Origin of the sequence: Mesorhizobium tamadayense (assembly GCF_003863365.1) — a bacterium.
In the GTDB taxonomy this organism is placed as follows: Bacteria; Pseudomonadota; Alphaproteobacteria; order Rhizobiales; family Rhizobiaceae; genus Mesorhizobium; species Mesorhizobium tamadayense.
Window position 1 is genome coordinate 74,615 of record NZ_RQXT01000020.1, and the last position, 25,150, is coordinate 99,764.

A 25,150-nucleotide genomic window follows, 5' to 3' on the forward strand; every position below is an offset into this window, starting at 1 on the left:
TGAGTATAACTCGGACATATGCTTAACCTGAGCATAAGGAATGTCAAGCGCGTGAAATTGGCAATTTCGTCCCTGCGACAGCTCGTTCCGCCAGAACCGTCTGGCGGAAACGGAAACGCTTCGCCGGGCGCCCGCCTGTGTCCGACATCGTCTCGCCCGTCTCCTCGACCAAGTCCTGCTGTTCGATAAGCCGCCGGAAGTTCTGCTTATGCACGAGCCTGCCGGCCAGCGCTTCAACGGTGCGCTGCAATTGCAGCAGCGTGAATGTGGGCGGCATCAGTTCGAATACGACGGGGCGGTACTTGATCTTGGTTCGAAGCCTGGCGATCCCGGTCGCCAGAATGCGACGATGATCGGCAATCATCGACCGACCGGGAATGGACGGCCGATTGCCATTGTCCCAACTGCGTGTGGCCTCGGCCACCAGCGCTGCTTCATAGAGCAGTTCGTATCGCTGCAGGACAAGCTCCTCGTTCCAGTGGCGATCATCGAAGCCAAAAGCGATTGCCACGCGCTGCCAGCGATCGTGACGCATGTCTGGATCATCGGCTTCGCCGGCCCAAGCCTGCAGTCGGGGCATGAGGATATCAGGCAGGATGGACGGCACGCCCGCACGGTGATCTTCCCACGGAAAATAGTCGTACCAGCCCCGCCAGCCATGCGCGGCAGACCTTTCGGCATGCTCTTCCCGCGTCAGGCCAAGATAACTGATCGAGATCTGCACGCGCTCGTCGCCGGTCCGGTCGCGGTCGGCAAAGGTATAAAGCTGCTCGATGTAGCCCAGCGGATGACCGGTCTGCCGCTCTACCCACGCCCGCAGACCCGACTGTAGGGAGCGATGGCCAAGCTCAAAAGGGCCAGATGGTAAAGCTTGAGCCTGCTCGATGGTCAGGACGCGTGGCTCACCATTGGTTACCGCAATCACGACGGCGATCAGGTCTGCACTGACAGCCTGGCTCTGATTGGTTATTGCGGCGCGCTTCGTCGCCTGTATTGTCGTGTCTTGCATTGGGTTCGATGGAGTTCCGAAATCGTGGCGCCCAAGCGGGCTGAGCGAAGGTGTACTGCCGCACGCCGCCCGTCAACGCTCACCACGGAACGACGGGTGAGATCTCGATCTATCCGAAAGAGGATTTCGGACCAATCAAGTCACTGCGATTTGAGTCTGCACAACGACCGAGCTGCGCATAGCATGCTGATACTGGGGGTTGCTTCCGGGCGTTGGGACGTTAGATGGCAACCGGGTGCCTTTGGCCACCGATACCGTTTCCTCGACTCTCAACGGTCAGAGTAACGATCGCGGGGACGGCCACCAAGACGTGGCGCCCCTGGTATAAATCGGCTCTGCGCCACGGGATCGGATCGTCGCCTGAAGAACGGACAGTCTCGTTGATCTAGTTCGTCTTCAATTGGCCAACGCGGTTTTCCGCGATCCAGCGCGCGGCGAGCACCAATGCGCCCATGCTGAAATCCTTGCCGTGCTTGGCCACCATTTCTTCCGACAGTTTGGCGAGCCTTTCGAAAAATTCATCCTTGCTGACATCTTCGGGCGTGGGTTCGGTCTGCATTTCTTCCTCCCGTTTCATGCGGCCCGCACCCGCTATTTGAACATCTGCGCGGGAAAAGTGACGATCGCGGCGGTGCCATCGACCGAACCTACCGCCAGGTGCCTTCCGTCGCCGGACCAGGCAAGCGCGGTGATGGCGTTGCCCAGAGGTCGGACGAGCAGTTCGTCGCGCGCGCCGATCTGGGAGATGGTGATCCGGCCATTGCCATAACCGGCCGCGATGAGATTCTTCTTCGGATGTGCTGCCACCGTCTCGACCGGAACCAGCCCGGTGCGGCCCGTTTCCAGAGCGCCAGAGGCCTCGCCGTCAAGCGGCGGAGCGGTCATCGACCAGCCGGCGATCCGGTAGGCGCCGGATGCAAACAGCGCATTCTCCTGCAGACTCCAGGCCACCGCCCGCACCGGCGATGGAAATCCCGCGACGATACCGGTTCGGCCATCGGCCATGTTGGCCAAGACAAAGCCTCCAGTATCGAGCCCGCAAGCCAGCCAGGTGCCGTCACCGCTCCAGCGGATCGATATCGGATGCACCGTAAGCGGAATCTCGCGTATTGGGCCGGCGTCGCCTTCGGTGGTCCAAATCGACAGTCCATTCTCCCCGGCGCAGGCCAGGCGCCGCCCGCCCGGCGAGAAGGCAAGCGCGTCAATTGACGAAGGCACGCCGCGTCGCAATCTCACCGAATCGCCTCGGCCGCGCGAAAGAAAGACATCCTGCCCGTTGCTGACGGCTGTCAGCGCCGCTCGAGCGCTATGGTCGATGGCGGCCATCGGCCCGTCGATCTTGATCAGCGTCTCCATTACGTCGCCGCTCGCGGTGAGATGCGCCGCTTCGCCGGCGGCGGTCCCGACGAGGAAGCCGGACCGAAGGTAGCTGGTGAGCGGGACATCGCCGTCCCCCAAGACGGCGGTGGCGATCAGTGGCGCCGGTAACTTTTCCCTTGGTCGAATCGACGTCTGTCCGAGATCATTGCTTACCCTGATCCGCGACTCCGGCGGCTCCTGGTCTGCGGTCGCGGCTATGGTGACCGTTCCATCCACGCAGGTGAAAGCGACAGTCGAGCCGTCGGCGCTAAAGCATAGATCAGCGATCGCCGACGGGCGACGCCAGCTGCGCGCCAGCAGGTCGAACAAGGTCAGGTTCTGTATCGCGTGCTGGTTCATGGCGGGTCCCTCGTCAGTTTCCATCCGTTGCCGCGATGCTGCAGTCGACGTCCTCGACGTCGCCTTCCGCGGCGACGATGCGTTCCTCGCACGCCGCGTATGCGTGCATGGTTGCCTCGGCGCTCTCCTCCGCTTCATGCAAGTCCTGCACCAGTTGCGCGTTGGCGCCGCTCCTTGCGATTTCGAGCTCCAGGCGCAGCACATCCATCTCGATACCGGCGCGTTTCTGATTGAGCCGCAGCGCCTCGGCGGTGAGCGCGGAGACGTTGGCGATCAGATTGAGCCGGCGGGCGAGCAGCGCGTCACGCCTGGCGGTTGCCCCATCGGATCCTCCTGTCATTTTTTGCTCCCAGCCAACGGTGCGGGCGGTTTTTCGAAAGCCGACAGCAATTCGGGCAATGTGCCGGCCTGCGAATGGAACTGCTTTTCAGCCGTTTCGATGTGGCTCTTGAGCTGATCCCAGATGTCGACGCGGATCATCGAAGTCGTATCGCCGGTGAGGCGCTCGATCTCGTCGACGCGGAACTGGCGCGACAGCGAAACGCCGGAAAACACGAAGTCGCGCAACAGGATCGCATGGTTTTCGATGAACAGATGGATCATCGGATGGGTTTCCGTAGTGACGCCACCGGCGGCAAGCTCAACCCGGATGAAGTCCTGGAAATGGCTCTGCAGGCGATACTGGCTCTCGCCCATGAAGCGCATGACAAAGACCAAGTCGCGGGGCATTAGCCTGACAAGATCGCCGGTGACGCCGTCGGCTTGGCTGGACATTGGCTCGGGCTGCCCCCGGCTGTCTTTGTCGTTCGCCACGGTCTCTCTCCAGTACGAGGCCCTTCTGTGAGCCGTCGCCGTCAAATAGTATATAAAGGAGTAGAATTGAACAGATGGGGCGTGATTTTCAAATTTGCTGCGAGCGCTAACTAAGTATATTGCAATGCGATCGTACGTTAAATATTACATACGATCTTTACAACTGTAAAAGAACGTTACAGTTGATCTCCGCTCCATCTGTCGAAAGCGCAGCGATTTTGTTTTTAGCGCCAGCCAAAAGCGTCATTCTCGAGTTGGCACGGCGCTTGCTTCGTACATTTCCATAAGAAGCCCACCGCGCTTTTGACGCGGTGCCAAAAGAACGAAGGAACGGAGGAAGCAGGGGACCAGTCACGTCCGCTTCGATACGCCCACGCACATGCGGTTGGCGCCGAAGATCCCTGCCAGACGCCTCTAAAACCTTTGCCGCGATCCACTTGAATGGCCGGACCATGAGTCGCGCCTGAACGCGCAACCCTTTGTCGTGCCGTTCGCACTTTCACATGCGGCGCGTGCGTCGCTTCATGCCGGGGTCAAGGGATCTGCGGCTCAAACCTGGTGGAGGCTTATGACCATGACGTCTCTGACGCTCAACAAGATTACCTCGCAACGCGGAATCTCCGTCGGCGAGGCGACCAAGAAGATTGCCGATCTCGGCTGGAATCCTTCCTACGTCCAGGAAGCGATGACGTTTCCGACGGACTACAAGATCAACAAGACGCCGCGCGACCCGATGAAGCAGGTCCTGCGGTCCTATTTCCCCATGCAGGAAGAGAAGGACAACCGCGTCTACGGCGCGCTCGATGCGGCATTGCGCGGCGACATGTTCCGCAACGTTGAACCGCGCTGGGTCGAGTGGATGAAGCTCTTCCTGGCCATCATTCCTTTCCCGGAAATCTCCGCAGCTCGCTCGATGGCGATGGTCGCTCGCATCGCGCCCGGCGAGGAACTCCGGACCGGCTTCACCATGCAGATGATCGACGAGTTTCGTCACTCGACGATCCAGATGAATTTGAAGAAATGGTACATGGAGAACTACATCGATCCGGCCGGCTTCGACATCACCGAGGAAGCCTTCGGAAAATGCTATGCCACGACCATCGGCCGGCAGTTCGCGGAAGGCTTCATCACCGGCGACACGATGACCGCCGCTTGCATGTACCTGACCGTGGTCGCCGAGACCGCCTTCACCAATACGCTGTTCGTCGCCATGCCATCGGAAGCCGCCCGCAACGGCGACTATGCGCTGCCCACCGTCTTCCTGTCGGTGCAGTCGGACGAGAGCCGGCATATCGGCAACGGCCATTCGCTGCTGATGGCGGCGCTCAAGGAGCCGGAAAATCACCTCTTGCTCGAGCGGGACCTGCGATACGCCTTCTGGCAGAACCATGCGATCGTCGACGCCGCCATCGGCACCTTCATCGAATACGGCACCACCAACCGCGACAAGAACAAGGAGTCCTACGCGGAAATGTGGCACCGTTGGATCTACGAGGACTACTACCGCACCTACATGCTGCCGCTCGAGAAATACGGCATCAAGGTCCATCACGACGACGTCCAGGCGGCCTGGGAACGCATTACCAAGAAGAATTACGTCCACAAGGTCGGACAGTTCTTCGCGGTCGGCTGGCCGGTCAACTTCTGGCGCATCGAAGCCCAGACCGGCAAGGACTTCGAGTGGTTCGAACACAAATATCCGGGCTGGTATGCCGAGTTCGGCGACTTCTGGAAATGGTACGCCAAGCTCAGCCACAAAGGCGAGAAGGTGCTGCTGTTCAACAGCGACGTCGGTTACGTCTATCCGCACCGCTGCTGGTCCTGCCTCGTTCCCTGCCTGATCCGTGAGGATATGGTTGTCGGCGAGATCGATGGCCAGCTCCATACCTTCGCCCACGAGCTCGACAAGTGGACCGCAACGGTCGCCTTCGCCGACGAGTATCAAGGCCGTCCGACGCCCGCGATGGGCCGCTTCAGCGGCAAGCGCGAGTGGGAGACGCTCTATGACGGCTGGGATCTGGCCGATGCGATCAAGGACCTGAACTTCGTCCGCTCCGACGGCAAGACGCTCGTCCCGCAGCCGCATATGCGCTTCGACGACAAGGAGATGTGGACGCTGGACGACGTGCGCGGCAACAAGCTCGGGTCGCCGCTCAACGCGCTGCGTGCCATGTCGCCCACGGACCGTGAGAAGCACCTGGCGGAATACCGGGCCGGCTTCACGATCAATCCCTGCAACTGATCAGGCCAAAGGGGGCGGGTTCGTCCCGCCCCCTTCCTTTCACTGGAGGTCCGTATGTCGGAAACCCACACGGTCAGGCTCAGCCCGGTCGGCGTCGAATTCGATGTCGAAAATGGCGAAACGGTGCTCAACGCCGCCTTCCGCCAGGGCATCGCGCTCCCGCACGGTTGCAAGGAAGGGCAATGCTCCGCCTGCAAAAGCGTGTTGCTCGAAGGCGAAGTCGACATGCTCAAATACTCCACCTTCGCACTGAACGACATGGAGAAGGAGAGCGGCCACGTCCTTTTGTGCCGCTGCATCGCCTACTCCGATCTGGAAGTCGAGCTTCTCAACTACGACGAGGAGATTTTGGCGAAAGCGATCGCCGTGAAGACGTTCAAGGGCCGGATTGCTCGGATCGAGCATCTGACCCACGACATTCGCGGCATCGAGATCGAACTCGGCTCGCCGATAAAGTTCTGGGCGGGGCAATATGTCGACATCACGGTTACCACGCAAAAAGGGGAGACGATTACGCGCTCGTTCTCCATGGCAAATACGCCGGACCAAACCCAAAAACTCTCCTTCATCATCAAAAAATACCCTGAGGGAAAGTTCTCCGGAGAACTCGATTCTGGAGGAATCAAAGTCGGAGCCGAGGTCACCGTCGTCGGACCCTACGGAACCTGTTTCCGCCGGGACGAACGGCAAGGACCCCTGATCCTCGTCGGGGCCGGATCGGGCATGTCACCGATCTGGTCGATCCTCAACGACCATCTGAAGAGCGGCGAGAAACGTCAGGTCTATTTCTTCTACGGTGCCCGCACCCGCAACGACCTGTTCTATCTCGACAGGATCGCCGAACTGGTCGGCCAGCATTCGGAAGTCACATTCATTCCCGTGCTATCGCACGCGACTGATGACGCCGAATGGCAAGGCGAGCGCGGCTTCGTACACCAGAGTGTCGACGCCAAGCTCAAGCAACTGGCGGTGGACGGGCAGGGCGATGTCCATGCCTGCGGCCCGCCGCCGATGATCGATGCGCTTCAGCCGGTTCTGTTCATGAACGGGTTCGAGACGGAGCGGATCTTCTTCGACAAGTTCACCACATCGGCAGGTGCGACACCGGCCCACTGAGAGGGCGGCCACGCAACTGTAACCACAACTGCAACAAGGGAGTGAAGACTATGCCAGCTACCTCGAGTTCAGTCGGATCCGGAGCCGCCGGCGCGGCGATCTTCGCCGACTCTGACAGCCGGAAGTACCGGTATTTCGACCCGAAGGGCCAACGTGCCACCCACTATGAGGACATGACGGTCGACGTGCAGCCCGACCCCGAGCGTTACCTGATCCAGGACTGGATCATCTCCTTCGCCGACGGCAAGGGCGCTTATGTCAAGCAGAACACCGCCGCGCAGAGTTCCAACTGGCATGCCTTCCGCGCCCCCGATCAGGAATGGGAGCGCACGCATTACCAGCGCCAGTCGAAGATCGAGACGATGGTGCAGAGCGTCATCAACAATGCCCGCAAGTCCGGCGCACCGAAGACCTTCGACAAGGCCTGGGTCAAGATCCTTCAGACGCAGCTCGGCGCGTGGAAACATGCCGAATTCGGGCTCGGCACCTCGCTGATGCAGGCGCAGCGCTACGGCTACACCCAGATGATCAACAACGCGACGTTGACCAACTCGTCCTACAAGCTGCGGCTTGCACAGGACATCACGCTCTACCTTGCCGAGATCGGCATGGACCTTCCCGGCTGGGACGACGAACTCGGCAAGAAGACCTGGCTCGAAGACAAGAACTGGCAAGGCACGCGCGAAGCGGTCGAAACCATCATGGGCGCGGCCGACTACCTCGAACAGTATTTCGCCATCAACATTGTTTTCGAGCCGCTGGTCGGCGAAGCATTCCGCTCCGGCTTCCTGATGCAGATCGCGGCCGCCAATCATGACTTCATCACGCCTGCAGTGATTTCGGCAGCCGAGGCCGACTACGAGCGCAACCTCGCCAACACGATCGACCTCATGCACCTGCTCGCCAACGACGAGAAACACGGCGCGGCGAACAAGAAGCTCTTCCAGGGCTGGGTCAAGAAACACGGCGCGCTCGCCGACAAGGCAGCCGTCGGCCTGCAGCCTATCTGGTCGATGCCGCATTCCAAGCCAGTCGCGTTCGCGGACGTTCGCGCCAAATCCGAGGAACGGATTGGCCAGATCCTCGGCGAACTCGGCCTCAAGCGCTGACACAGGGAGAAATGTCATGTCACTAGCAGCACGCGACGCAACGCATTCCAACATCTTCAAGGAGATGAAGGACATCACCTTCGAGCAGACGATTTCGCATCAGTGCGGAGTCACCATGAATGACTCGGTCGAGGCCAGGGCTATCGCCGAATTCATGGGCCAGAAGCCGGGGGTGACTATCACCTATCAGCCGGCGCTGATCCGTATCGACGGCGACGGCAAGCTGATCTTCAAGATGGACGCGATCGGTGAATATCTCGGCCGCGAGATTTCAGCCGAGACCTTCGAGGTCAACACCTCCACCCACTACGGCCGCATGGTTCGCGTCGACGACAACACCGTGATCCTGTTCGGCAACATGGACGAGATGTTCGAATACATCGAATAGCCGCCAAAAAAATCGGGCGCGCCGCCCTGGTTGCGGCGCGCCGATCCGATCAACACGCATCTTGCGGAGGGAAGAATGTTTAGGACACCGGAAGGCAAGGATATCTTCGTGGTCGACGGCCACACCCATTTCTGGGACGGCAGCCCCGAAAATCAGAAAAATATCCACGGAAAGCAGTTCATCGAGTGCTTCTATGCCTATCATACGGGGCTGAGCCCCAAGGACCAGCTGTGGGAGAAGAGCAAGTTCGAGAAATATAGCGCCGACGACCTCTATCGCGACCTGTTCATCGACGGTCCCGATGATGTGGCGATCGTCCAGTCGACCTATCTCAAGGACTTCTACAAGAACGGCTTCAACACAATCGAGCGCAACACCGAAGTGGCCAAGCGTTATCCGGAGCGCTTCATCGTCAACGGCGCCTTTGACCCGCGCGACGGTGAGAAGGCGCTCGAGTACATCCACTTCCTCAAGGAGACCTATGACGTCAAAGGCGTGAAGATGTACACGGCCGAATGGAACGGCGCCTCCAAGGGCTGGAAGCTCACCGATCCCGATGCCTACAAGTGTTTCGAACTCTGCGACAAGCTCGGGATCAGGAACATCCACGTCCACAAGGGTCCAACGATCATCCCGCTTAGCAAGGACGCCTTCGACGTGCATGACGTCGACTACGCGGCGACAGATTTCCAGGGCCTCAACTGGATCATCGAGCATTGCGGCCTGCCGCGTCTCGACGATTTCTGCTGGATCGCGACGCAGGAAACCAACGTCTATGGCGGGCTGGCCGTGGCGCTGCCCTTCATCCACTCCCGCCCGCGCTATTTCGGCGAGGTCATCGCCGAACTGCTGTTCTGGATCGGGCCGGAGAAAATCCTGTTCGGTTCCGACTACGCGATCTGGACGCCGCGCTGGCTTGTCGAGAAATTCTGGGCCTACCAGATCCCCGAGGACATCGCCGCGGAACGTGGTGTTCAAGTGACCGACGAGATCAAGGAGAAGATCCTCGGCCTCAATGCCGCGCGCCTCTACAACATCGACATCGAAGCCAACAAGAAGGCGCTCGCCGGCTCGCCCTTCAGCATCGCGGCGGAGTAGGGGCCATGGCAACCGCCAGTGTTTCCGGCTACCGCGAGAACGAACTCTGGCGGCGCCTCGGTGAGGTCAACGACCCCGAGCTCGACGAACCGATTACCGAGATGGGCTTCGTCGAGCGGGCCGCGATGACGAACGATGGCAGCGTGGAGATAGACTTCCGCCTGCCGACCTACTGGTGCTCGCCCAACTTCGCCTTCCTCATGCTGGACGGCGTCCGCAAGGCGCTCGACCAGCTCTCCTGGTCGCCTGCCTATCGCGTCAAGCTGCACGACCACATGTTCGCGGAGGAGGTCAATCGCGGCATGGCAGCCGGCAAGACATTCAGCGATATTTTTGCTGAACTTGCCGAGGATCAGGATCTCGGCGCTTTGCGCGAAACCTTCAGGATGAAGGCATTCAAACGGCGCCAGGAGGCAGTCCTGCGTGGGCTGCGGCAGCACGGTCTGACGGATCTGGAAATCCTCGGCATGGAGCTGCCAGCATACGACGTCGCGCGGTTCGAACCGGGTGAAGCGGCCAAACAGAAGCCGAGGTACAGGGCAGCTTTGCTTGAACGCTTTCCCGACCGCCGGGCGGATGATCCCGCCTTCGTGACATGGGAAGGGCAACGCATACCGCCTGGCGCACTCGAAGCCCATCTCGCCGAACTGCGCGGTGTGCGCGTGAATATGGAGTTCAACGGCGCGCTTTGCCGTGGACTCAAGCAGACCAGATACAAGGAACTGGATGTGGTCGACGGCGAACCGACGCTTGTCGATTTCATCATGGATCGCGTGCCGGCACGAGCTGCGCCGACCGCCTGAAGCAGAGCTGACACAACGGCCTCCCTTGCACGAGGCCCCGAACCAACAACCCGCCCGTAAGGCGGAAGGAGGAATCATGCCCAAAATAATGCTTCACAATGCCGAGGCTCGCCGTGCTCTCGCCCGCGGCGTCTTTCGCCTGGCCGCTGCCGTCGAGCCGACGCTCGGCCCCAAAGGCATGAACGCCATGATCGACCGGCCGATCGGTACGCCGATGGTGACCCGCGACGGTGTCAGCATCGCCTCCGAGATCGAACTGCACGACCGTTTCGAAAACATGGGCGCACAGGTTGTCCGCGAGGTGTCGATGCAGACCAACGAGGTCGCCGGCGACGGTACCACGACTGCCATCGTGCTCGCCAACGCGCTCATCCAGGGTGGTGTGGAGGCGAATGAACGCGGCGTGAAATCCGTCGATCTATGCAAGGGCATCGACCTTGCCGTGTCGGCGGTCGTGGCCGCGCTCAAGGCTTCGGCCAAGCCGGCAAAAGGCAACGGCATCCTGGCTTCGGTCGCCAATATTGCTGCGACCGACACGAAGCTTGGCGCGCTGGTGGCGGAAGCCCATCAGCGCGTGGGAGCCGAAGGTGTCATCACCACGGACTTCAGCGTCACCACCGAGACCACGCTCGATGTAGTCGAGGGCATGTCCTTCGACCGCGGCTATCTCTCTCATCACATGGTGACCGATCAGGAGAAGATGGAGGCGGTTCTCGAACGCCCCTACATCCTGATGACCGATCTCAAGATCAAGGAGCCCGAGGCGCTGGATGCGGTTCGCCGCATTGCCGACGAGGATGGTCGACCGTTGCTTATCGTGTCCGAGGAAATGTCGCCGGACGTCGTGGTGACGCTGCTCGGCAAGCAGGGACCTGGAAAATACCTCGTCGTCCATCCGCCGGAATATGGCCATTGGCGCAAGGCGATGATGGAGGATCTGGCGATCATCACCGGCGGCAAGGTGATTGCGCGCGACCTCGGCGGCCGGCTGGAGGACATCACCGCCGACGATCTCGGAACGGCTGACCGGGTGAAGACCAGCTCGTCCTACACCTCGATCATCCGCGGCGGCGGCGACCATGCGGCAATCGCATCGCGCCGCGCCCAGGTGCAGCGGCAGTATGAAGCCTCGCCGCCGAACATCGACCAGGACAAGCTGCGCGAGCGCTTGGCCAAGCTCTCTGGCGGCACCGCCATCCTTTATGCCGGCGGTGTCACACCGGTCGAGCAGAAGCGAACCATTCAGTTGATCGAGGATTCGCTCAATGCGGTGCGCGCCGCGTCCGAAGAGGGCGTGGTCGCCGGCGGCGGCTCGGCGCTTGCCCAGATTGCGCCGCTGCTCGACAAGGTTGCGGCCGGTGTCGACGGCGATGTCGCCGAAGGCGTGCGCCTGGTGCGGTCGGTGCTGTCGCGACCGCTCTGGCGCATAGCCGCCAATGCCGGCGCCGATCCCGAAGCAGTCGTGGCGGAAGTTACGCGCATCAATGGCGGCTACGGCTACAACGCGTCTGCCGGCAGCTACCAGAACATGTTCGAGGCAGGGATCATCGATCCGGTCCGCGTCACCTACACAGCGCTCGCCAACGCAGCTTCGGTGGCGACGCTGATCCTAACCACCGAAACGTTGATTGGCCATCTCGCCGAGGACGAGGACCCGACGGCCGGACCGGCTCGCGGCGGCGGCTCTGAAAAGCTCGGCCGCGCCTAAGCAATCCGAACAATCTCGACGTTGAAAGGATACGACGATGAAAGCTGCCAGACTGTACGAATACGATCCGCATATGAACGTCCAGCTCAGGATCGAGGAGGTCAAGGCGCCGACGATCACCGCGCCCGACGAGGTGATCGTGCGGGTCGGTGCCGCAGGCCTCTGCCGCACCGACCTGCACATCATCGAAGGCGTATGGAAGCCAACGATGGACCCCGAAGGCACGCTGTTGCCTTACATCATGGGCCATGAAAATGCCGGTTGGGTCGAGGAGGTCGGCAGCGGCGTCAGGTCGGTCAAGCGCGGTGACGCAGTGATCTGCCATCCCTTCCGCTCTTGCGGCATCTGCCTCAACTGCCGGCACGGCGAGGACATGTATTGCGACAACGGCCAGTTTCCCGGCCTTGGTATGAATGGCGGCTTCGCCGAATATTTCATCACCAGCGAACGCTCGCTGATCAAGCTCAACGCCAACGTCACACCGATCGAAGTGGCGCCGTTGGCTGACGCCGGCATCACCGCCTACCGCGCCGCCAAGCGGGCGGCCAAGTTGCTAAGGCCAGGGAGCTACTGTGTGCTGCTCGGCATAGGCGGGCTCGGCCATATCGCGCTGCAATCGCTGCACGCTATCTCGGGCTGCCGCATCATTGCCGTCGATCGCGAACCGGCCGCGCGTGTGCTGGCCAAGGATCTGGGCGCCGATTTCGTCCTCGACGGCGGACCGAATGTCGTCGAGGAGATCAGCCAGATCACCGGCGGTGGCGCCCATGTGGTCATCGATTTCGTCGGCGAACTCGGCGTCGAGAACATCTGCTGGAAGATGGTGCGCAAGGGCGGGCAACTGTTCGTCGTCGGCTATGGCGGCACTGTCAACGTGCCGACCGCGCATCTGGTCATCGAGGAGATCAACATCGGCGGCAGCCTGGTTGGCAATTTCTCCGAGCTTGTCGAGCTGATGGAGCTAAACGCCGATGGCAAGGTGAAGATGCACTACACCGAATACAATCTCGCCAGCATCAACACCGCGCTCGACGATTTCAAGAACCGGCGATTCACCGGTCGAGGCGTCATCGTTCCCTAAACTTCCGGACCGGACCCGTGCGGAACGGGCGCGGCGTCTCGGTCCCGTCATCATCTGCAAGGAGAGGAGAAAATGAACAAATACGTCTGTGAATTCATCGGAACGTTCGCGCTGGTTTTCTTCGGCTGCGCGACAGTTCTGTTCATGCGTTCCGAAGTCGGCCTGCTGGGTGTCGCCATGGCCTTCGGCTTGTCGGTGGTGGCGATGGCCTATTCGATCGGACCGATATCAGGCGCCCATCTCAATCCGGCGGTGAGCCTCGGCTTCTTCGTCTCAGGTCGAATGAAATCAAACGACCTTGTTGGCTACGTGGTCGCGCAATGCATAGGGGGGATCGTCGCATCGGCGGTGCTCTATGTGGTCGTGCAAGGCAAGGGCGGCGGCTACGACGTGGCGGCCAGTGGCTTCGCCCAAAACGGCTGGTCGACCTACTCGGCGGCTTCGGCCTTCCTGTTCGAGGCCGTCGCAACCTTCCTGTTTCTGCTCGTCATCCTTCGCGCCACAGCCGAAGGCGGCGCAGGACCCCTGGCCGGCCTGGTGATCGGGCTGACACTGGTCATGATCCATCTTGCCGGCATTGCCGTGTCCGGGTCGTCGGTCAATCCGGCGCGCTCGCTCGGCCCGGCGCTTTTTGCCGGCGGAGCTGCGTTGTCACAGCTCTGGCTCTACATCGTGGCGCCGTGCCTGGGCGCCGCCGCCGCCGGGCTGGCATTGCGGGCTGGCGTGATCGGTACGGCCGAAACGGCGGCGCAGCCGGCCTGATTGCCTGTCGGATCGGCAAGCAATTCTTCTTCAACCCTGTGGCGGACGCCACGGCTTTATTCCGTATCGGGACGTTGGGCGAAGCGCGATCCTGAAACGAGTTCTTGGCTTCGAGGTTTGGAAAAGGGAGGACAATATGGATCTCATTACAGGGTTGGCCGTCGTCATCGGCATTATGGGTGGAATTGCCACGTGGGCGGCGATCACGATCGGCAACCCCTATCTACTGATCTGGGCGGTGTTTGTAGGCTGGGGGAGTTTCTATCACTGTGGCGGCAAGGAAGCCGGGTTCAAGAATTCGGCGGTTGCAAACCTCTGGGGAGCGATCTGCGCTGCCGGCGCATTAATAGCACTGACGTCTATCGGTGTTACGGCGATCACGGCCGGCATTTGCGTCGGCATTTCAATCATCGTTCTGATTCTCGCCGCCAAGCTGCCATTGCTCAGCGCCATTCCGTCAGCTGTCTATGGCTACGCTACGACCGCAGCACTTTTTCTGCTTGGCGCTGCCGCCTATGGCGAGGGTGCTAGCGGCATCACCAAGGTAGCAGCAGCGGTGGTGATTTCGCTGATCGTCGGCAACAGTCTCGGTTACGTTTCCGAGAAAGTAACAGCCGCTGTCGTGAAGGGCTGATCATACCCCGCGATAGCCCCAGTTGATTGACTTTCCCCAACCTCGTGGCGCGAATGCCGCGGGGTTCTTTTGTGCACGCGACAGGTTCTGGTTAGACTAGGTGAACCCGCGGCGGATGCCGTACTGGTCGAGCTTGCGATAGAGCGTCGGCCGCGAGATGCCGAGCCGTCGCGCGACGCGGCTGAGGTTGCCGCTCTCTGCTTCCAGCGCGTTCTTCATCGCTTGGCGTTCCGCCTCGGCGAGCGTGCCCTCCAGCTCTTCGACTGAGGTGGTCGACTGCAAGCTCGGCTCAGAACCCGAGCTCTTGATTTCCTCGGGAAGGTCATGAAGGCCGATGTCGCGACCACGCGCCAGGACATGCAGCCGCCCGACGAGGTTCTTCAACTCGCGCACGTTGCCCGGCCAACGATAGGCGAGCAGGGCATCGAGCGCTTCATGCGAGAATTCCAGCGGCTCCTCGCCTGATGCAGCGGCGATCTTCCGGTTGAAATGTTCGGCCAGCAGCAGCACGTCGTCGCCGCGTTCGCGCAGCGGCGGGACGGTGATCGAGACCGCGCCAATGCGATAATAGAGGTCGCGGCGGAAGCGACCCGCGGCAACTTCCTGTTTGATGTCGCGATTGGTCGAGGCGACCAGTCGGACGTCCACGGGCCGACCCCGGCTGTCACCGATGCGGTGGACCACGCGCTCTTCCAGGACACGCAGCAGGAACGGCTGGATCTCAAGCGGCATTTCGCCGATCTCGTCGAGGCTGAGAATGCCACCACTGGCAAGCTCGAAAACGCCCGGCTTGCCGTCGCGTGAGGCGCCGGTGAAGGCGCCGGCGACATGGCCAAACAACTCGCTGCCAAACAGATCCTTGGTGATGGCGCCGCAATTCATCGCGATGAACGGAGCGTTAGGAGTGCTCCGGCTGCCGGCATGGACCAGCCGCGCAAACAACTCTTTGCCGACGCCCGTTTCGCCCTCGACTAGCAGCGATGCGACACTATTCGATCGGGCGACGCGGCATGCGACGTCGATGGCGGCCTGCAGCGCTTCGCTTTCGCCGACGATCAAGGCGACAGCATCCTGAAGATGCTTGTTCACTTCCCGGTGGACCACTGCCGCGCTGGAGACTGCCGGCACTGAGGGGAACACCAGCGCCGCGCCGCGGAGGTCGCCGTCGAGCTTGAGCGGCGTGATGTGGCAGGATCGCAGATGGGCCGGCAGCGCCCTGGCAAGGTCGGCGTCGGAGCCGGAAGACGGAAGATTCATCAGCCAGCGGCCACGGCCTGGCTCCATCGGGCCGTCCATCATCTCGGTGGTTTCGCCGTCAGGCACGTTGTTGCAGAAGATGGCGCGGCCGCGATGGTCGACGATTACCAGTCCGTCTTTTCGGCGGTAGCTGGGAGCCGACGAGATGAAGGCCTCGAGCAGGCGCGTGCGCTGTTCCTGCTGCTGTTCGGCCAATGCCTTTTCGATCTGCCGGGCCGTGGCGGCGACGAGCGCGGTGTTGTGCGGCCGGAAGATCGGCGAATAGCCTGACAGGTCGACGACACCGATGATCTTGCCGTCCAGCGGATCGCGGATCGGCGCGCCGGCGCAGGTCCAGGATTTGATGCCGGCGCAGAAATGCTCGGCCGCATGGACGAAAGTCGGCTCACCGGTCCACAGCGCCGTTCCGATGCCGTTGGTTCCGACGGCATCCTCGTTCCATTTGCCGCCGATGGCGAGGTGGATATCCATGCCGTCATGCAGCGTCTTCTTGTCGCCGATGGCGTCGATCAGCACGCCGTCGCTGTCGGCTAGAACCAGCATTGCGCCTGTCCCGTCCAGCAACTGGCCAAGGGAGGCGAACGACCGGCGCGCCGCCGAAAGTAGTTCTGCATTGGCGCGAGTTAGATATTCGATCTCGTCGCGATCACTGCTCAGCGGCGCTTCGATTCCTTGAGCGTTGATGCCGCCGGTGGCACTGCGATACCAGGAATCGTGAATGAGGGAGCGGACGTGCTTTGGGTGGACTGGGTCGCGGGCACATTTCGGCTCATCGGCCAGGAAACTTTCCCAGGCGCGCATGGTGGCGCGCTCGTCATAATCGATGTTGCCCAGAACCATTTGCCCCGCGGCCAGCGACGCACGCGCTGGAAGAGCATCGATCTTCATCTGATTGGGGCCTATCTCGCGTTTCATTCAGCCATCACAGATCCTTTTGAGGCATGCCATTTCTGTATGCTGTCACGTTCGTATGCTGACGCGGATTGGACGTGGACAAGCACGCCCAGGCGTCTGCACGGTCAGTCGATGCCGAGTTTCGCGCCGATGTCGGCGGCAAGCTGTTCTTCGGTGTAGGAGGCGGCAAGGCGGGATCCATCCAGGTCGGCAAGCGCCTCGGCGACGGTTTCATCGACCGGCGAGAAGAAGCCATTCTGCTTCGTTGCCAGGACGAAGATCTGTTCGCCACCCCGATTGCGGATATCGCCGATGTGATGAAGCTGGCGGCCTGTGTTCTGATCCTTCGAAATCACGCGGCCGTTCATGGTGACCTGGATGGACGGCCTGGCTTCAACCACCGGTGCCGCGCCGCCACCAACATGGATAATCAGACCTTCCGCCTTGGGTTGCTGGCGTGGTTTCCTCGAAGCCGAATAGCCGCCGCCGCTGATCTGGTCGGCAAGGCGAACGATGGTCGAGCGGTTCTGCTCGATCAGTCTTTTGACCTGCATGTCCTCGCGTCGCGGGCCATCCCGCTTGGAGATGATTTCGACCATGAATCCTCCCAGATTCGCTCAGCGTTGCCGTTGATACGGCTCATTTCTTCTTTTGAGGTGAACTCTACACTGCCTCGTTCAACTACGCCATTCATATCATATAGCGCCGAAATTCGGGTCGCTGGTAGCAGGCGGCTGCTACACGAGATTTCCGATCTCGGACGTTTGAGTAAATGCCCGCGGGTCATGCTGCCTTGTTCGTGAATTCCGAGGGTTCGCTGTCGAGTGGTTGCCGGAATGACGGTACTTTTTGCCTGATGCGAAAATGGATCCGAGAGGTCCGCGCCGAAAAAATTCCCTGTCTTATCGATAGTTCTCGAAAGCGCGAGATTTGTGAAGTCAATCTGTTATCGTGGCTTGAAACAATAGTGGAAATGAGGGAAACAGCGGCGGTAGCAGATATTCGGCAATCCTCGCGCCCTCCGTTTTCGGTTCGTGTCAAATGCCGTCCGCTATTTCCTCCGCTCCTTTCGTTACCGTTTGGCTGATCTGACATGTCGCTGCTTCGGAAGTAAATCCCGTTCAGCCTCGCGGAGGGCTGCGCCGTACTATGGCGTGCAAATCGGCGGGTCTGCGCGGTTTAAGAGAATTGGTCTGAAAAGGCTAAATGGTGATGTAACCGGTCGCGAGACCGAAGATGCCAAGTACGCCGCTCACCACCGCGGCGGCGAAGATGATCCATTCCACGAGGCTGAACAGCGGCTCACGCCGGATCTCTTTGTGGCATTTGGCGACGCGCTGGGGGCCGCGTGTTTCGACCAAGCCGACCGCGACCCGTGCGATCGAGGCGCTGACCGAAGCCAATATACTCGTGGAAAGAACGGGGAAGAAGCGCGACCGCAGCTTCGCCTATCGCGCCTATCTGGAGTGCCTGCGAACCGGAACGGAATTAGACAGCGGCGGCTGATCGCTAACGCGAAATCATACTAAGCAAACCCACATCCTGGGACCTGCATGGGGCCCTATCTTGTGCAGCATCCTTTGCTTTAGGCGCGGAACCATACGGAAGGGTACGGGCAAGATTTTTCATTCCAGCCAACGAAAAAGACAATGAAATCAGAGATTTGAATACGTCATCCGGAACCACCATTGTCGCTATTTATCAACGTTTAGCGCCAGGCGGCCGGGCGTCGGCAGTGTCCGAGCCTGCTCGATCGCCTGCCGCAGTCGCCGTATCCCCGCTTCGCTTTGCGCCTTGTTGCAGGCCGCGTAGCCGAGCACTAGGCCGTTGCCGGAGGTCGACCAATAGTATTTCGACAGCGGCGAAGCGTTGATGCCGAGCCTGTCGGCGGCTTCGACCACCGCGCAGTCGTCGCAGCCTTCCGGCAGATGCGCGACGAGTTGGATGCCGGCTTCGGCCGGCGAAAGCGTCAGGTCGGCGGGCAGCTCGGCGGCGAAGAGGTCGTGGAACAGCTTGCGGCGCTCAGAATAGATGCGGCGCATGCGCTTCAGATGCCGGCTCATATGGCCTTCGTCGATGAAGTCGGCGAGTGCGGCCTGCAGCACCAGCGGCGCGAACTGGCCGGTGGTGCTCAGCGCATGTGGAATGCCTTCGCAGAGCGCCGGCGGCAGCACCATGAAGCCCAGCCTGAGAGCCGGGAACAAGAGCTTGGCGAAGGTACCGACATAGATGACGCGGTCGCCACAATCCATGCTCTGTATCGCCGGCACCGGCCGTCCCTGGAAGCGGTACTCGCCGTCGAAATCGTCCTCGATGATCCAGGAATTGTGGCGCTCGGCGATCTCGAACAGGCGCAGCCGCTGGTCCATGCGCATGGTGATGCCCAGCGGATGCTGGCAGGCCGGCGTTACGTAGATCAGCCGCGGCGCGATCTCAGGCGGGTTCATCTGCCAGCCGTCGCGGTCGACGGCGAGCGGCATGATGTTGGCGCCGGCCACGGTGAAGGTCGCCCTGGCGGCGTAGTAGCCCGGCTCCTCCAGCCACACCGTGTCGCCAGGGTCGAGCAGCAGGCGGGCAAGCAGGTCGAACGCGGCCTGCGCGCCGGTCGTCACCACGATCTGCTCGGGCGAACAGCGCACGCCACGCGCCGACACTAGATAGCTTGCGATCGCCTCCTTCAGCGCCGGCAGGCCGGTGACGTGATAGGTGCCGAACAGCATGTCGGCGCCAAAGGTGGCGCGGCGCGCCAGCAGTCTTCCCCAAACCCCGAACGGGAAGTTCTGCGCGTCGGGCATGCCGGGGTGGAAGGCGAAGCGGCCGGGCGCGCCGTGGTGGAAGGGCTGCCGCATCAGGCTTTCGCCGCGCTTCGACAGCGGGTGGCGGATGGCCGACGCCGAAGTGCCGCGCTTGTCCTTGTCGAGTGAATTGGCTGGCAGGTCGACGACGATGGCGCGCGCGCCGCGCCGGCAGGTGAGATAACCCTCCGTCGTTAGCTGATCATATGCGCCGACGATGGTGTTGCGGGCGAGACCCAGATCTTCCGCCAGCGCGCGGGTGGAGGGCAGTTCCGATCCCGGCATCAGCCGCTTGTCGCGAATCATCGCGGCGATCTGTCGGTAGAGCTGGCGCTGGATGGGCTCGGCCACCCTCCGCTCGATAGCAAGCGCTTCCATCGGAAAGGCCTGGCGCCTGCGCCTTGACGTCTGCATCGAAAAAACCCCGGCAAGGGCATAACTCTAGCCGACGGCGGCGGGCATGAAAACTGGCACCTTCACTTCTGCCAAAACTGGCCCTCGCGATGGATACAGATTGGCGCTTAGATTGCAAATGGGAACAGCGCGCCAGACATGCCGCCGGCGTTTCGCCGCCGCGAACAAGTGGGCGGAGCGCCGCGCTGGGAAGTCTGGTCCGGCGGGAAGATACGATGGCTGTCAAAATAGGCATCAACCCGATCACGTGGACGAACGACGACGTTCCCGAGTTGGGGGGAGATACGCCGCTCGAAACCTGCCTTTCCGAAACGCGCCAGGCCGGATACGCCGGCACGGAACTGGGCGGAAAATTCCCAAGGGAAAGCAAGGCGCTGGGCGCAGCACTTGCGCCCTACGGCCTCGCGCTCGTCTCCGGCTGGTACGATGGGCGCATCTGCGAAAAGGAGGTCGAGGCGGAATTCGACGCCATCCTGCCGCACCTGACGCTGCTGCGCGACCTCGGTGCGAAACACGTCGTCTATGCCGACACCTCGCGCGGGCGCCACGGCGCCATCCATGACCCGATCTCGCGGCGGCCAAGGCTCGCCGACGATGAATGGAAGGACTACGGCGCAAAGATAACGCGGCTGGCCGAGCGTTTCGCCGACTTCGGCGTCGGCATGGCTTTCCACCATCACATGGGAACCATCATCGAAACGGACCAGGAGATCGGCAGGCTGATGGCAGGTTCAGGGGAGGCCGTGGGCCTGCTCTACGACACCGGTCATTGCGCCTTCTCCGGCGGCGACCCCGAAAGTTTGCTCCGCCGGCATGTCGGTCGCATCGTACACGTGCATTGCAAGGATGTGAGGCCGCAAGTGCTGAAGCGCGCGCGCGCCAGCGACATGAGCTTCATGGGGGCGGTGATGGAAGGCATCTTCACCGTGCCCGGCGATGGCTCGATCGACTTTGCGACGCTGCTCAAGGCGCTGGCCGACAATGGCTATGCCGGCTGGCTGGTCGTCGAGGCCGAGCAGGATCCGGCCAAGGCACATCCTCTTACATACGCGACGATGGGCTATCGCAACCTTCGCAACATGGCGGGGAAAGCTGGGTTTACGGTCGACGAACGGTCGACCTGAAGCAAGAGGGGTACGTCAGGGAGCGGCGATGAGTTCGGTCCTGTACAAGAGCGTGGTCAAGAACTTCGGCGCACTCAACGTGCTGCGATCGCTCGATCTCGCTGTGCCGGACCACAAATTCCTCGCCCTCCTCGGCCCATCGGGCTGCGGCAAGACGACCGCGCTGCGCATCCTTGCCGGGCTGGACATGCCGAGCGCCGGGAAGGTGTTCATCGGCGAGCGCGACGTCACGCGCCTGCAGCCTCGCGACCGCGACATCGCCATGGTGTTCCAGAGCTACGCGCTCTACCCGCAGATGACGGTTGCCGAAAACATCAGCTATCCGCTGTGGATCCGCGGCACGCCGGACATCGAGCGCAAGGTCAAGATCGGCGAGGTCGCCGCCGTCCTCGAAATCGGCCATCTGCTTGACCGCAGGCCGCGCCAGCTCTCTGGCGGGCAGCGGCAGCGCGTGGCGCTGGCGCGGGCGATCGTCCGCGATCCGGCGGCCTTCCTCATGGATGAGCCGCTGTCCAATCTCGACGCAAGGCTGCGGCTCACCATGCGCGGCGAGATCAAGCGCCTCTGCCAGCGCCTCGGCGCCACCACCATCTACGTCACCCACGATCAGGTCGAGGCCTTGACCATGGCGGACCTAGTCGCGGTTATGCATGGCGGCGAGTTGCAGCAGATGGCGCCGCCCATTGACATCTACGACCGCCCGGCAAACCGCTTCGTCGCCACCTTCGTCGGCAATCCACCGATGAACATCCTGCCGGTCACGCTGGCCGATAACGGCGTGAGGGCGGGCGGCAAGATCGTGCCGCTGGAGCGAACGCGCTTCTTCGCATGCCGCCTCGCCGAGATCGTCGAGATCGGGCTGCGCCCGGAAGATTGCAGCGTCGCCCAGCACGATGCGCCTGATGTGCTGCCCGGCGAGATCTACGTCGTCGAGCCGATGGGCAACGAGACGCTGGTCAATGTCCGCCTCGACGGCGGCAACGTCTCGGTGCGGGCAGGCCGCGATTTCAGGGGTGCGGTGGGCGAAAACATCGGCGTCGCCTTCGACGCGGCCAACGCCTGTTTCTTCAATTCGGTCGGCATCACCGCCGTCCACAGGGTCAACAGTAACGGGAGAGAGAAATGACGCATTCCAGTAGAAGCAGATTTACTCGCCGCTCCGTCATCAAGGGCGGGTTTGGCCTGGCCTTGGCCACCACGGCCCTCACCGCGCTCGGCCTGCCGATGCCGGCGAGAGCCGCCGGCAAGAAGGTCATCATCGGCGCCTTCGCCGATGGTGGGCTGACGCCGTTCAAGCAGAAGATCATCCCGCAGGCCAAGGAGGCCGGCTTCGACATCGAGTTCCTCGAGGACGAATACGGCGTGACGCTTGAGAAGTGGTTCGCCGACGCCCAAAGCGGCGCCGGCCAATACGACCTCTATCTGCTCGATGATCCCTGGGTGCCGCAGTTCGGCGCCGCCAATGTGCTGGAGGATCTCGGCGCCGGCGGCGTCGACGGCGCCGACAAGGACTGGATCGGCTCGATGATCGACATGGGCTACTGGCCGCCGCAGAAGGGGCCGCGCGTCAAGGGCTTCGAGGACGCCAAGCCGACGCTGATCTGCGTGCCCTTCGTCGGCGATTTGCAGACACTTACCTATCGCAACGACGTCTTCACCGGCGGCGCGCCGAAGACCTGGGACGAGGTGATCGCCAAGGGCAAGGAAGGGGTGGCGGCCGGCAAGATCAAATACCCGGTCGTCTTCCGCGGCGTCTCCGGCAACCCGATCGTCACCAGCTGGTATCCGGTCTTCCTGTCGTTCGGCGGCGCCTTCTTCGACGACAAGTGGAACCCTATCTTCAATTCGGCGGAAGGCAAGGCATCGGCCGATTTCTTCGTCGGCACGATGAAGCAGAACGCACCGAGCGGCGTCGTGGAGTTCGACCAGGATCAGGAAGGCGCGGCAATCCTCGGCGGCGATGCCGGCGCGATCATCCAGTATTCTGGCAATGCCTTGAAGGCCGACGATCCCGCTCAGGCGAAGGTGGCCGGCAAGCTGGATTTCGGCGTGGTGCCGAAGCAGCAGTTGGCGATCGCCCAGATGGGAATATTCATCGCAGGCGTTCCGAAATCGGCGCCCAACAAGGCAAACTCGATTGAGTTCCTCAAATGGTACACCAGCGCTGCAACCCAGGCCAAGCTCTCGGAGGCGGGCTCGATCCCGGTCAAGCGCAGCGCCTTCGGCATCGCCAAACCAGGAAATCGGCTGATCCCGGTCGCCTTGCAGCAGCTTGATGCCGGCGCGCTGCCCCGGCCGCGCACGCCGGACTGGGCCAAGGTCGAGGAACTGCTCGGCATCGAGCTCAACAAGGCGCTGCAGGCCGGTTCCGGCGGGGGTGCGGCGTTGGACACTGCCGCCAAGCAGGTCAAGGAGTACCTGACCACGGCCGGCTACTACTGATGCAAAGCGGCACGCAGGCGCGCAAATATCGCCTGCAGGGGGCGGGGCTCGACCTCGCCCTCCCATATCTCATGCTGGCGCCGGGCCTGATGATCGTGCTCGGCGTGCTGGTCTATCCGCTCTTGGACGGGCTCAAGGCCAGCACCAGGACTTACCGCTACGGCTCGCCCATCTCGGACGTCGGTCTGCAGAACTATGTGCATCTGTGGAGCGATGCGCAGTTCCTCAACTCCCTCTGGGTCACGGTGAAGTTCGTCGCGCTGTCGGTATCGATAGAGGCGGTGCTGGGCTTCGCGCTGGCGCTGTTTTGCCTGCGCGAGTTCCGCGGCATCCGCCTGTTGCGGACGGTGCTGATCATTCCGATGGTGATCACGCCCGTCGTCGTCGCCATCGTCTTTCGCCTGATCTACGCCAGCGATGCCGGCATGCTGACGGCGCTTTCCGAGGCCATGGGCGGCGGCGCGATGCAGATCCTCGGCAACCCGCTCAACGCCTTCATCGGCCTCGTCGTCCTCGACGTCTGGGAGTGGACGCCGCTGATGTTCCTGATCCTGCTGGCCGGCTTGCAATCGCTGCCGCAAGAGCCGTTCGAGGCGGCGCGCGTCGACGGCGCCGGCGCGTGGCGGGTGTTTGCCGATCTCACTTTCCCGATGATGCGGCCTGTGCTGGCGGTGGCCATCGTGCTCAGGACCATCGACGCCTTCGGCACCTTCGACCAGGTTTTCGTGCTGACCCGCGGCGGGCCGGGGGAGGCGACCAGGCTGGTCTCGATCTACGGCTACGACACCGCCTTCAAATTCCAGCAAACCGGTTACGCGGCTGCGTTGTTCGTGACGATCGGTCTCGTTGTGCTTGCCTTGGCTTTCAGCGCCATAAGGCTTTTGCGCAGGATCGATGCGTCATGAACGCTCGCCTGGCGCGCATTTGCGTAATGACCGGCGTGCTGGCCGTCGTGCTGCTGCCGATCTACTGGCTTGTCTCGACCTCCTTCAAGTCCAACCGCGAGATCACCCAGGAAGGTACGCTCTATCCGCATGTGCCGACGCTGGACAATTACGTCAGGCTGTTCACCGAAAAGCAGTTCGGCTCCTACCTGACAAACTCGCTGGTGGTGACCTTCTTCTCCGTCGCGATTGCGCTGGTGGTCGGCGCCATGGGCGCCTATGCGATCGCCCGCTTTCGCCTGCCTTTCGCTATGGACCGCAAGGTCGGCTTGTTCCTTTTGACGCTGCGCATCATTCCGCCGGTCGTCATCCTGATCCCGGTCTATCTGCTGATGCTCAGCCTTGGCCTGCTCGACAGCTGGCTCGGACTGATCGCCACTTACACGGCCTTCAACGTCACCTTCTGCGTCTGGATGATGGAAAGCTTCTTCCGCGAGATCCCTGTCGATCTCGAGGAGGCCGCTATGGTCGACGGCGATTCCCGTTTCGGCGCCTTCCGCCGTATCACGCTGCCGCTCGCCGCACCCGGGCTTGCCGCAACCGCGATCTTCGCGGTGCTGGTCACCTTCAACGAATTCCTCTTCGCGCTGGCGCTGACGGCGACGCCGCGCGCCATGACCATGCCACGCGGCACTGCCACGCTGATCGGGCGCATCGACACCGACTGGGCCTCGATGGCCGCCGCCGGCGTCATCGGCGCGCTTCCGATCGTCCTCTTCGCGCTGCTGGTGCAGCGGCATCTGGTTCGCGGGCTTACCATGGGCGCCGTCAAGTGAACATGAATCGGCCGCCTCGCGA

General features: G+C 61.9%; 24 protein-coding genes. 15 read left to right on the plus strand and 9 right to left on the minus strand.

The features are described 5' to 3' along the window. Positions 1-43: 43 nt before the first annotated feature. The 5 genes from EH240_RS17515 to EH240_RS17525 form a co-directional block, all read right to left on the minus strand. On the minus strand, positions 44-1,009 hold the full coding sequence (locus EH240_RS17515; RefSeq protein ID WP_125000419.1) for an NUDIX hydrolase: 966 nt from the start codon (positions 1,007-1,009) through the stop codon (positions 44-46). Positions 1,010-1,394: 385 nt separating this feature from the next. Further along, complete coding sequence (locus EH240_RS37985; RefSeq protein WP_167484053.1) at positions 1,395-1,568, minus strand: hypothetical protein; 174 nt, start codon at positions 1,566-1,568, stop codon at positions 1,395-1,397. A gap of 32 nt (positions 1,569-1,600) precedes the next feature. Continuing rightward, positions 1,601-2,728 carry a WD40 repeat domain-containing protein gene (locus EH240_RS17520; RefSeq protein ID WP_167484054.1) on the minus strand — a complete coding sequence of 376 codons (1,128 nt, stop codon included), beginning with the start codon at positions 2,726-2,728 and terminating at the stop codon, positions 1,601-1,603. A 13-nt stretch (positions 2,729-2,741) separates the two neighbouring features. Next, positions 2,742-3,068: a hypothetical protein gene (locus EH240_RS37990; RefSeq protein ID WP_167484055.1), complete on the minus strand. Its 327-nt coding sequence runs from the start codon at positions 3,066-3,068 to the stop codon at positions 2,742-2,744. Then, positions 3,065-3,541: a hypothetical protein gene (locus EH240_RS17525; protein ID WP_125000427.1), complete on the minus strand. Its 477-nt coding sequence runs from the start codon at positions 3,539-3,541 to the stop codon at positions 3,065-3,067. The genes EH240_RS37990 and EH240_RS17525 overlap by 4 nt, the downstream gene beginning before the upstream one ends. 568 nt (positions 3,542-4,109) lie before the next feature. Here EH240_RS17525 and EH240_RS17530 point away from each other — a divergent pair. The 10 genes from EH240_RS17530 to EH240_RS17575 all read left to right on the plus strand — a co-directional run bounded on the left by EH240_RS17530 (position 4,110) and on the right by EH240_RS17575 (position 14,482). Then, positions 4,110-5,783 carry an aromatic/alkene/methane monooxygenase hydroxylase/oxygenase subunit alpha gene (locus EH240_RS17530; protein WP_206075279.1) on the plus strand — a complete coding sequence of 558 codons (1,674 nt, stop codon included), beginning with the start codon at positions 4,110-4,112 and terminating at the stop codon, positions 5,781-5,783. Between the two features lie 54 nt (positions 5,784-5,837). Next, positions 5,838-6,899, plus strand: a complete 1,062-nt coding sequence (locus EH240_RS17535; protein ID WP_125000430.1) for an NADH:ubiquinone reductase (Na(+)-transporting) subunit F — start codon at positions 5,838-5,840, stop codon at positions 6,897-6,899. A 50-nt stretch (positions 6,900-6,949) separates the two neighbouring features. Next, complete coding sequence (locus EH240_RS17540) at positions 6,950-8,008, plus strand: aromatic/alkene monooxygenase hydroxylase subunit beta (RefSeq protein ID WP_125000433.1); 1,059 nt, start codon at positions 6,950-6,952, stop codon at positions 8,006-8,008. A 16-nt stretch (positions 8,009-8,024) separates the two neighbouring features. Further along, positions 8,025-8,396: an MmoB/DmpM family protein gene (locus tag EH240_RS17545; protein ID WP_006206781.1), complete on the plus strand. Its 372-nt coding sequence runs from the start codon at positions 8,025-8,027 to the stop codon at positions 8,394-8,396. 75 nt (positions 8,397-8,471) lie between these two features. After that, a complete protein-coding gene (locus EH240_RS17550) occupies positions 8,472-9,494 on the plus strand; it encodes an amidohydrolase family protein (protein WP_125000435.1) in 1,023 nt (340 codons plus the stop codon). Positions 9,495-9,499: 5 nt separating this feature from the next. After that, a complete protein-coding gene (locus EH240_RS17555) occupies positions 9,500-10,297 on the plus strand; it encodes an iron-sulfur cluster assembly protein (protein WP_125000438.1) in 798 nt (265 codons plus the stop codon). Positions 10,298-10,373: 76 nt separating this feature from the next. Beyond that, on the plus strand, positions 10,374-12,005 hold the full coding sequence (gene groEL / locus EH240_RS17560; RefSeq protein WP_125000441.1) for a molecular chaperone GroEL: 1,632 nt from the start codon (positions 10,374-10,376) through the stop codon (positions 12,003-12,005). A 37-nt stretch (positions 12,006-12,042) separates the two neighbouring features. Further along, on the plus strand, positions 12,043-13,086 hold the full coding sequence (locus EH240_RS17565; RefSeq protein WP_125000444.1) for an NAD(P)-dependent alcohol dehydrogenase: 1,044 nt from the start codon (positions 12,043-12,045) through the stop codon (positions 13,084-13,086). Between the two features lie 72 nt (positions 13,087-13,158). Beyond that, positions 13,159-13,848, plus strand: coding sequence for an MIP family channel protein (locus EH240_RS17570; RefSeq protein ID WP_125000447.1), 690 nt, complete (start codon positions 13,159-13,161; stop codon positions 13,846-13,848). A gap of 136 nt (positions 13,849-13,984) precedes the next feature. Beyond that, on the plus strand, positions 13,985-14,482 hold the full coding sequence (locus EH240_RS17575) for a DUF1097 domain-containing protein (RefSeq protein WP_125000450.1): 498 nt from the start codon (positions 13,985-13,987) through the stop codon (positions 14,480-14,482). Between the two features lie 96 nt (positions 14,483-14,578). Here the strand turns inward: EH240_RS17575 and EH240_RS17580 are convergent, their stop codons facing one another. The 4 genes from EH240_RS17580 to mocR form a co-directional block, all read right to left on the minus strand. Then, a complete protein-coding gene (locus EH240_RS17580; protein ID WP_125000453.1) occupies positions 14,579-16,654 on the minus strand; it encodes a sigma-54-dependent Fis family transcriptional regulator in 2,076 nt (691 codons plus the stop codon). A gap of 104 nt (positions 16,655-16,758) precedes the next feature. Beyond that, the gene (locus EH240_RS17585; RefSeq protein WP_125000456.1) at positions 16,759-17,232 is read right to left on the minus strand and encodes a hypothetical protein; all 474 of its coding nucleotides are present in this window, start codon (positions 17,230-17,232) and stop codon (positions 16,759-16,761) included. 603 nt (positions 17,233-17,835) lie between these two features. Next, positions 17,836-18,036 (minus strand): hypothetical protein, encoded by a 201-nt coding sequence (locus EH240_RS37995; protein ID WP_167484050.1) that lies wholly within the window; start codon positions 18,034-18,036, stop codon positions 17,836-17,838. Between the two features lie 291 nt (positions 18,037-18,327). Then, complete coding sequence (mocR, locus tag EH240_RS17595; RefSeq protein WP_245436148.1) at positions 18,328-19,806, minus strand: rhizopine catabolism transcriptional regulator MocR; 1,479 nt, start codon at positions 19,804-19,806, stop codon at positions 18,328-18,330. Between the two features lie 251 nt (positions 19,807-20,057). Here mocR and iolE point away from each other — a divergent pair, with 251 nt between their 5' ends. Genes iolE through EH240_RS17620 form a run of 5 tightly spaced genes read left to right on the plus strand, consistent with a single transcriptional unit; the run spans position 20,058 to position 25,128 of the window. Continuing rightward, on the plus strand, positions 20,058-20,966 hold the full coding sequence (iolE, locus tag EH240_RS17600; protein WP_125000462.1) for a myo-inosose-2 dehydratase: 909 nt from the start codon (positions 20,058-20,060) through the stop codon (positions 20,964-20,966). A 28-nt stretch (positions 20,967-20,994) separates the two neighbouring features. Beyond that, on the plus strand, positions 20,995-22,092 hold the full coding sequence (locus EH240_RS17605) for an ABC transporter ATP-binding protein (protein ID WP_125000464.1): 1,098 nt from the start codon (positions 20,995-20,997) through the stop codon (positions 22,090-22,092). Beyond that, positions 22,089-23,408, plus strand: coding sequence for an extracellular solute-binding protein (locus EH240_RS17610; protein WP_125000467.1), 1,320 nt, complete (start codon positions 22,089-22,091; stop codon positions 23,406-23,408). Before EH240_RS17605 ends, EH240_RS17610 begins: the two co-directional genes overlap by 4 nt. Beyond that, complete coding sequence (locus tag EH240_RS17615) at positions 23,408-24,313, plus strand: carbohydrate ABC transporter permease (RefSeq protein WP_125000470.1); 906 nt, start codon at positions 23,408-23,410, stop codon at positions 24,311-24,313. Before EH240_RS17610 ends, EH240_RS17615 begins: the two co-directional genes overlap by 1 nt. Beyond that, positions 24,310-25,128 carry a carbohydrate ABC transporter permease gene (locus EH240_RS17620; protein WP_125000473.1) on the plus strand — a complete coding sequence of 273 codons (819 nt, stop codon included), beginning with the start codon at positions 24,310-24,312 and terminating at the stop codon, positions 25,126-25,128. Before EH240_RS17615 ends, EH240_RS17620 begins: the two co-directional genes overlap by 4 nt. Positions 25,129-25,150 lie beyond the last annotated feature (22 nt).

What these genes read in the sequence shown, in the direction of transcription:
- EH240_RS17515 (WP_125000419.1), bottom strand. Translation starts at nt 1,009, where the DNA reads ATGCAAGACACGACAATACAGGCGACGAAGCGCGCCGCAATAACCAAT.
- EH240_RS37985 (WP_167484053.1), bottom strand. Translation starts at nt 1,568, where the DNA reads ATGCAGACCGAACCCACGCCCGAAGATGTCAGCAAGGATGAATTTTTC.
- EH240_RS17520 (WP_167484054.1), bottom strand. Translation starts at nt 2,728, where the DNA reads ATGAACCAGCACGCGATACAGAACCTGACCTTGTTCGACCTGCTGGCG.
- EH240_RS37990 (WP_167484055.1), bottom strand. Translation starts at nt 3,068, where the DNA reads ATGACAGGAGGATCCGATGGGGCAACCGCCAGGCGTGACGCGCTGCTC.
- EH240_RS17530 (WP_206075279.1), top strand. Translation starts at nt 4,110, where the DNA reads ATGACCATGACGTCTCTGACGCTCAACAAGATTACCTCGCAACGCGGA.
- EH240_RS17535 (WP_125000430.1), top strand. Translation starts at nt 5,838, where the DNA reads ATGTCGGAAACCCACACGGTCAGGCTCAGCCCGGTCGGCGTCGAATTC.
- EH240_RS17540 (WP_125000433.1), top strand. Translation starts at nt 6,950, where the DNA reads ATGCCAGCTACCTCGAGTTCAGTCGGATCCGGAGCCGCCGGCGCGGCG.
- EH240_RS17545 (WP_006206781.1), top strand. Translation starts at nt 8,025, where the DNA reads ATGTCACTAGCAGCACGCGACGCAACGCATTCCAACATCTTCAAGGAG.
- EH240_RS17550 (WP_125000435.1), top strand. Translation starts at nt 8,472, where the DNA reads ATGTTTAGGACACCGGAAGGCAAGGATATCTTCGTGGTCGACGGCCAC.
- EH240_RS17555 (WP_125000438.1), top strand. Translation starts at nt 9,500, where the DNA reads ATGGCAACCGCCAGTGTTTCCGGCTACCGCGAGAACGAACTCTGGCGG.
- groEL (WP_125000441.1), top strand. Translation starts at nt 10,374, where the DNA reads ATGCCCAAAATAATGCTTCACAATGCCGAGGCTCGCCGTGCTCTCGCC.
- EH240_RS17565 (WP_125000444.1), top strand. Translation starts at nt 12,043, where the DNA reads ATGAAAGCTGCCAGACTGTACGAATACGATCCGCATATGAACGTCCAG.
- EH240_RS17570 (WP_125000447.1), top strand. Translation starts at nt 13,159, where the DNA reads ATGAACAAATACGTCTGTGAATTCATCGGAACGTTCGCGCTGGTTTTC.
- EH240_RS17575 (WP_125000450.1), top strand. Translation starts at nt 13,985, where the DNA reads ATGGATCTCATTACAGGGTTGGCCGTCGTCATCGGCATTATGGGTGGA.
- EH240_RS17580 (WP_125000453.1), bottom strand. Translation starts at nt 16,654, where the DNA reads ATGAAACGCGAGATAGGCCCCAATCAGATGAAGATCGATGCTCTTCCA.
- EH240_RS17585 (WP_125000456.1), bottom strand. Translation starts at nt 17,232, where the DNA reads ATGGTCGAAATCATCTCCAAGCGGGATGGCCCGCGACGCGAGGACATG.
- mocR (WP_245436148.1), bottom strand. Translation starts at nt 19,806, where the DNA reads ATGGAAGCGCTTGCTATCGAGCGGAGGGTGGCCGAGCCCATCCAGCGC.
- iolE (WP_125000462.1), top strand. Translation starts at nt 20,058, where the DNA reads ATGGCTGTCAAAATAGGCATCAACCCGATCACGTGGACGAACGACGAC.
- EH240_RS17605 (WP_125000464.1), top strand. Translation starts at nt 20,995, where the DNA reads ATGAGTTCGGTCCTGTACAAGAGCGTGGTCAAGAACTTCGGCGCACTC.
- EH240_RS17610 (WP_125000467.1), top strand. Translation starts at nt 22,089, where the DNA reads ATGACGCATTCCAGTAGAAGCAGATTTACTCGCCGCTCCGTCATCAAG.
- EH240_RS17615 (WP_125000470.1), top strand. Translation starts at nt 23,408, where the DNA reads ATGCAAAGCGGCACGCAGGCGCGCAAATATCGCCTGCAGGGGGCGGGG.
- EH240_RS17620 (WP_125000473.1), top strand. Translation starts at nt 24,310, where the DNA reads ATGAACGCTCGCCTGGCGCGCATTTGCGTAATGACCGGCGTGCTGGCC.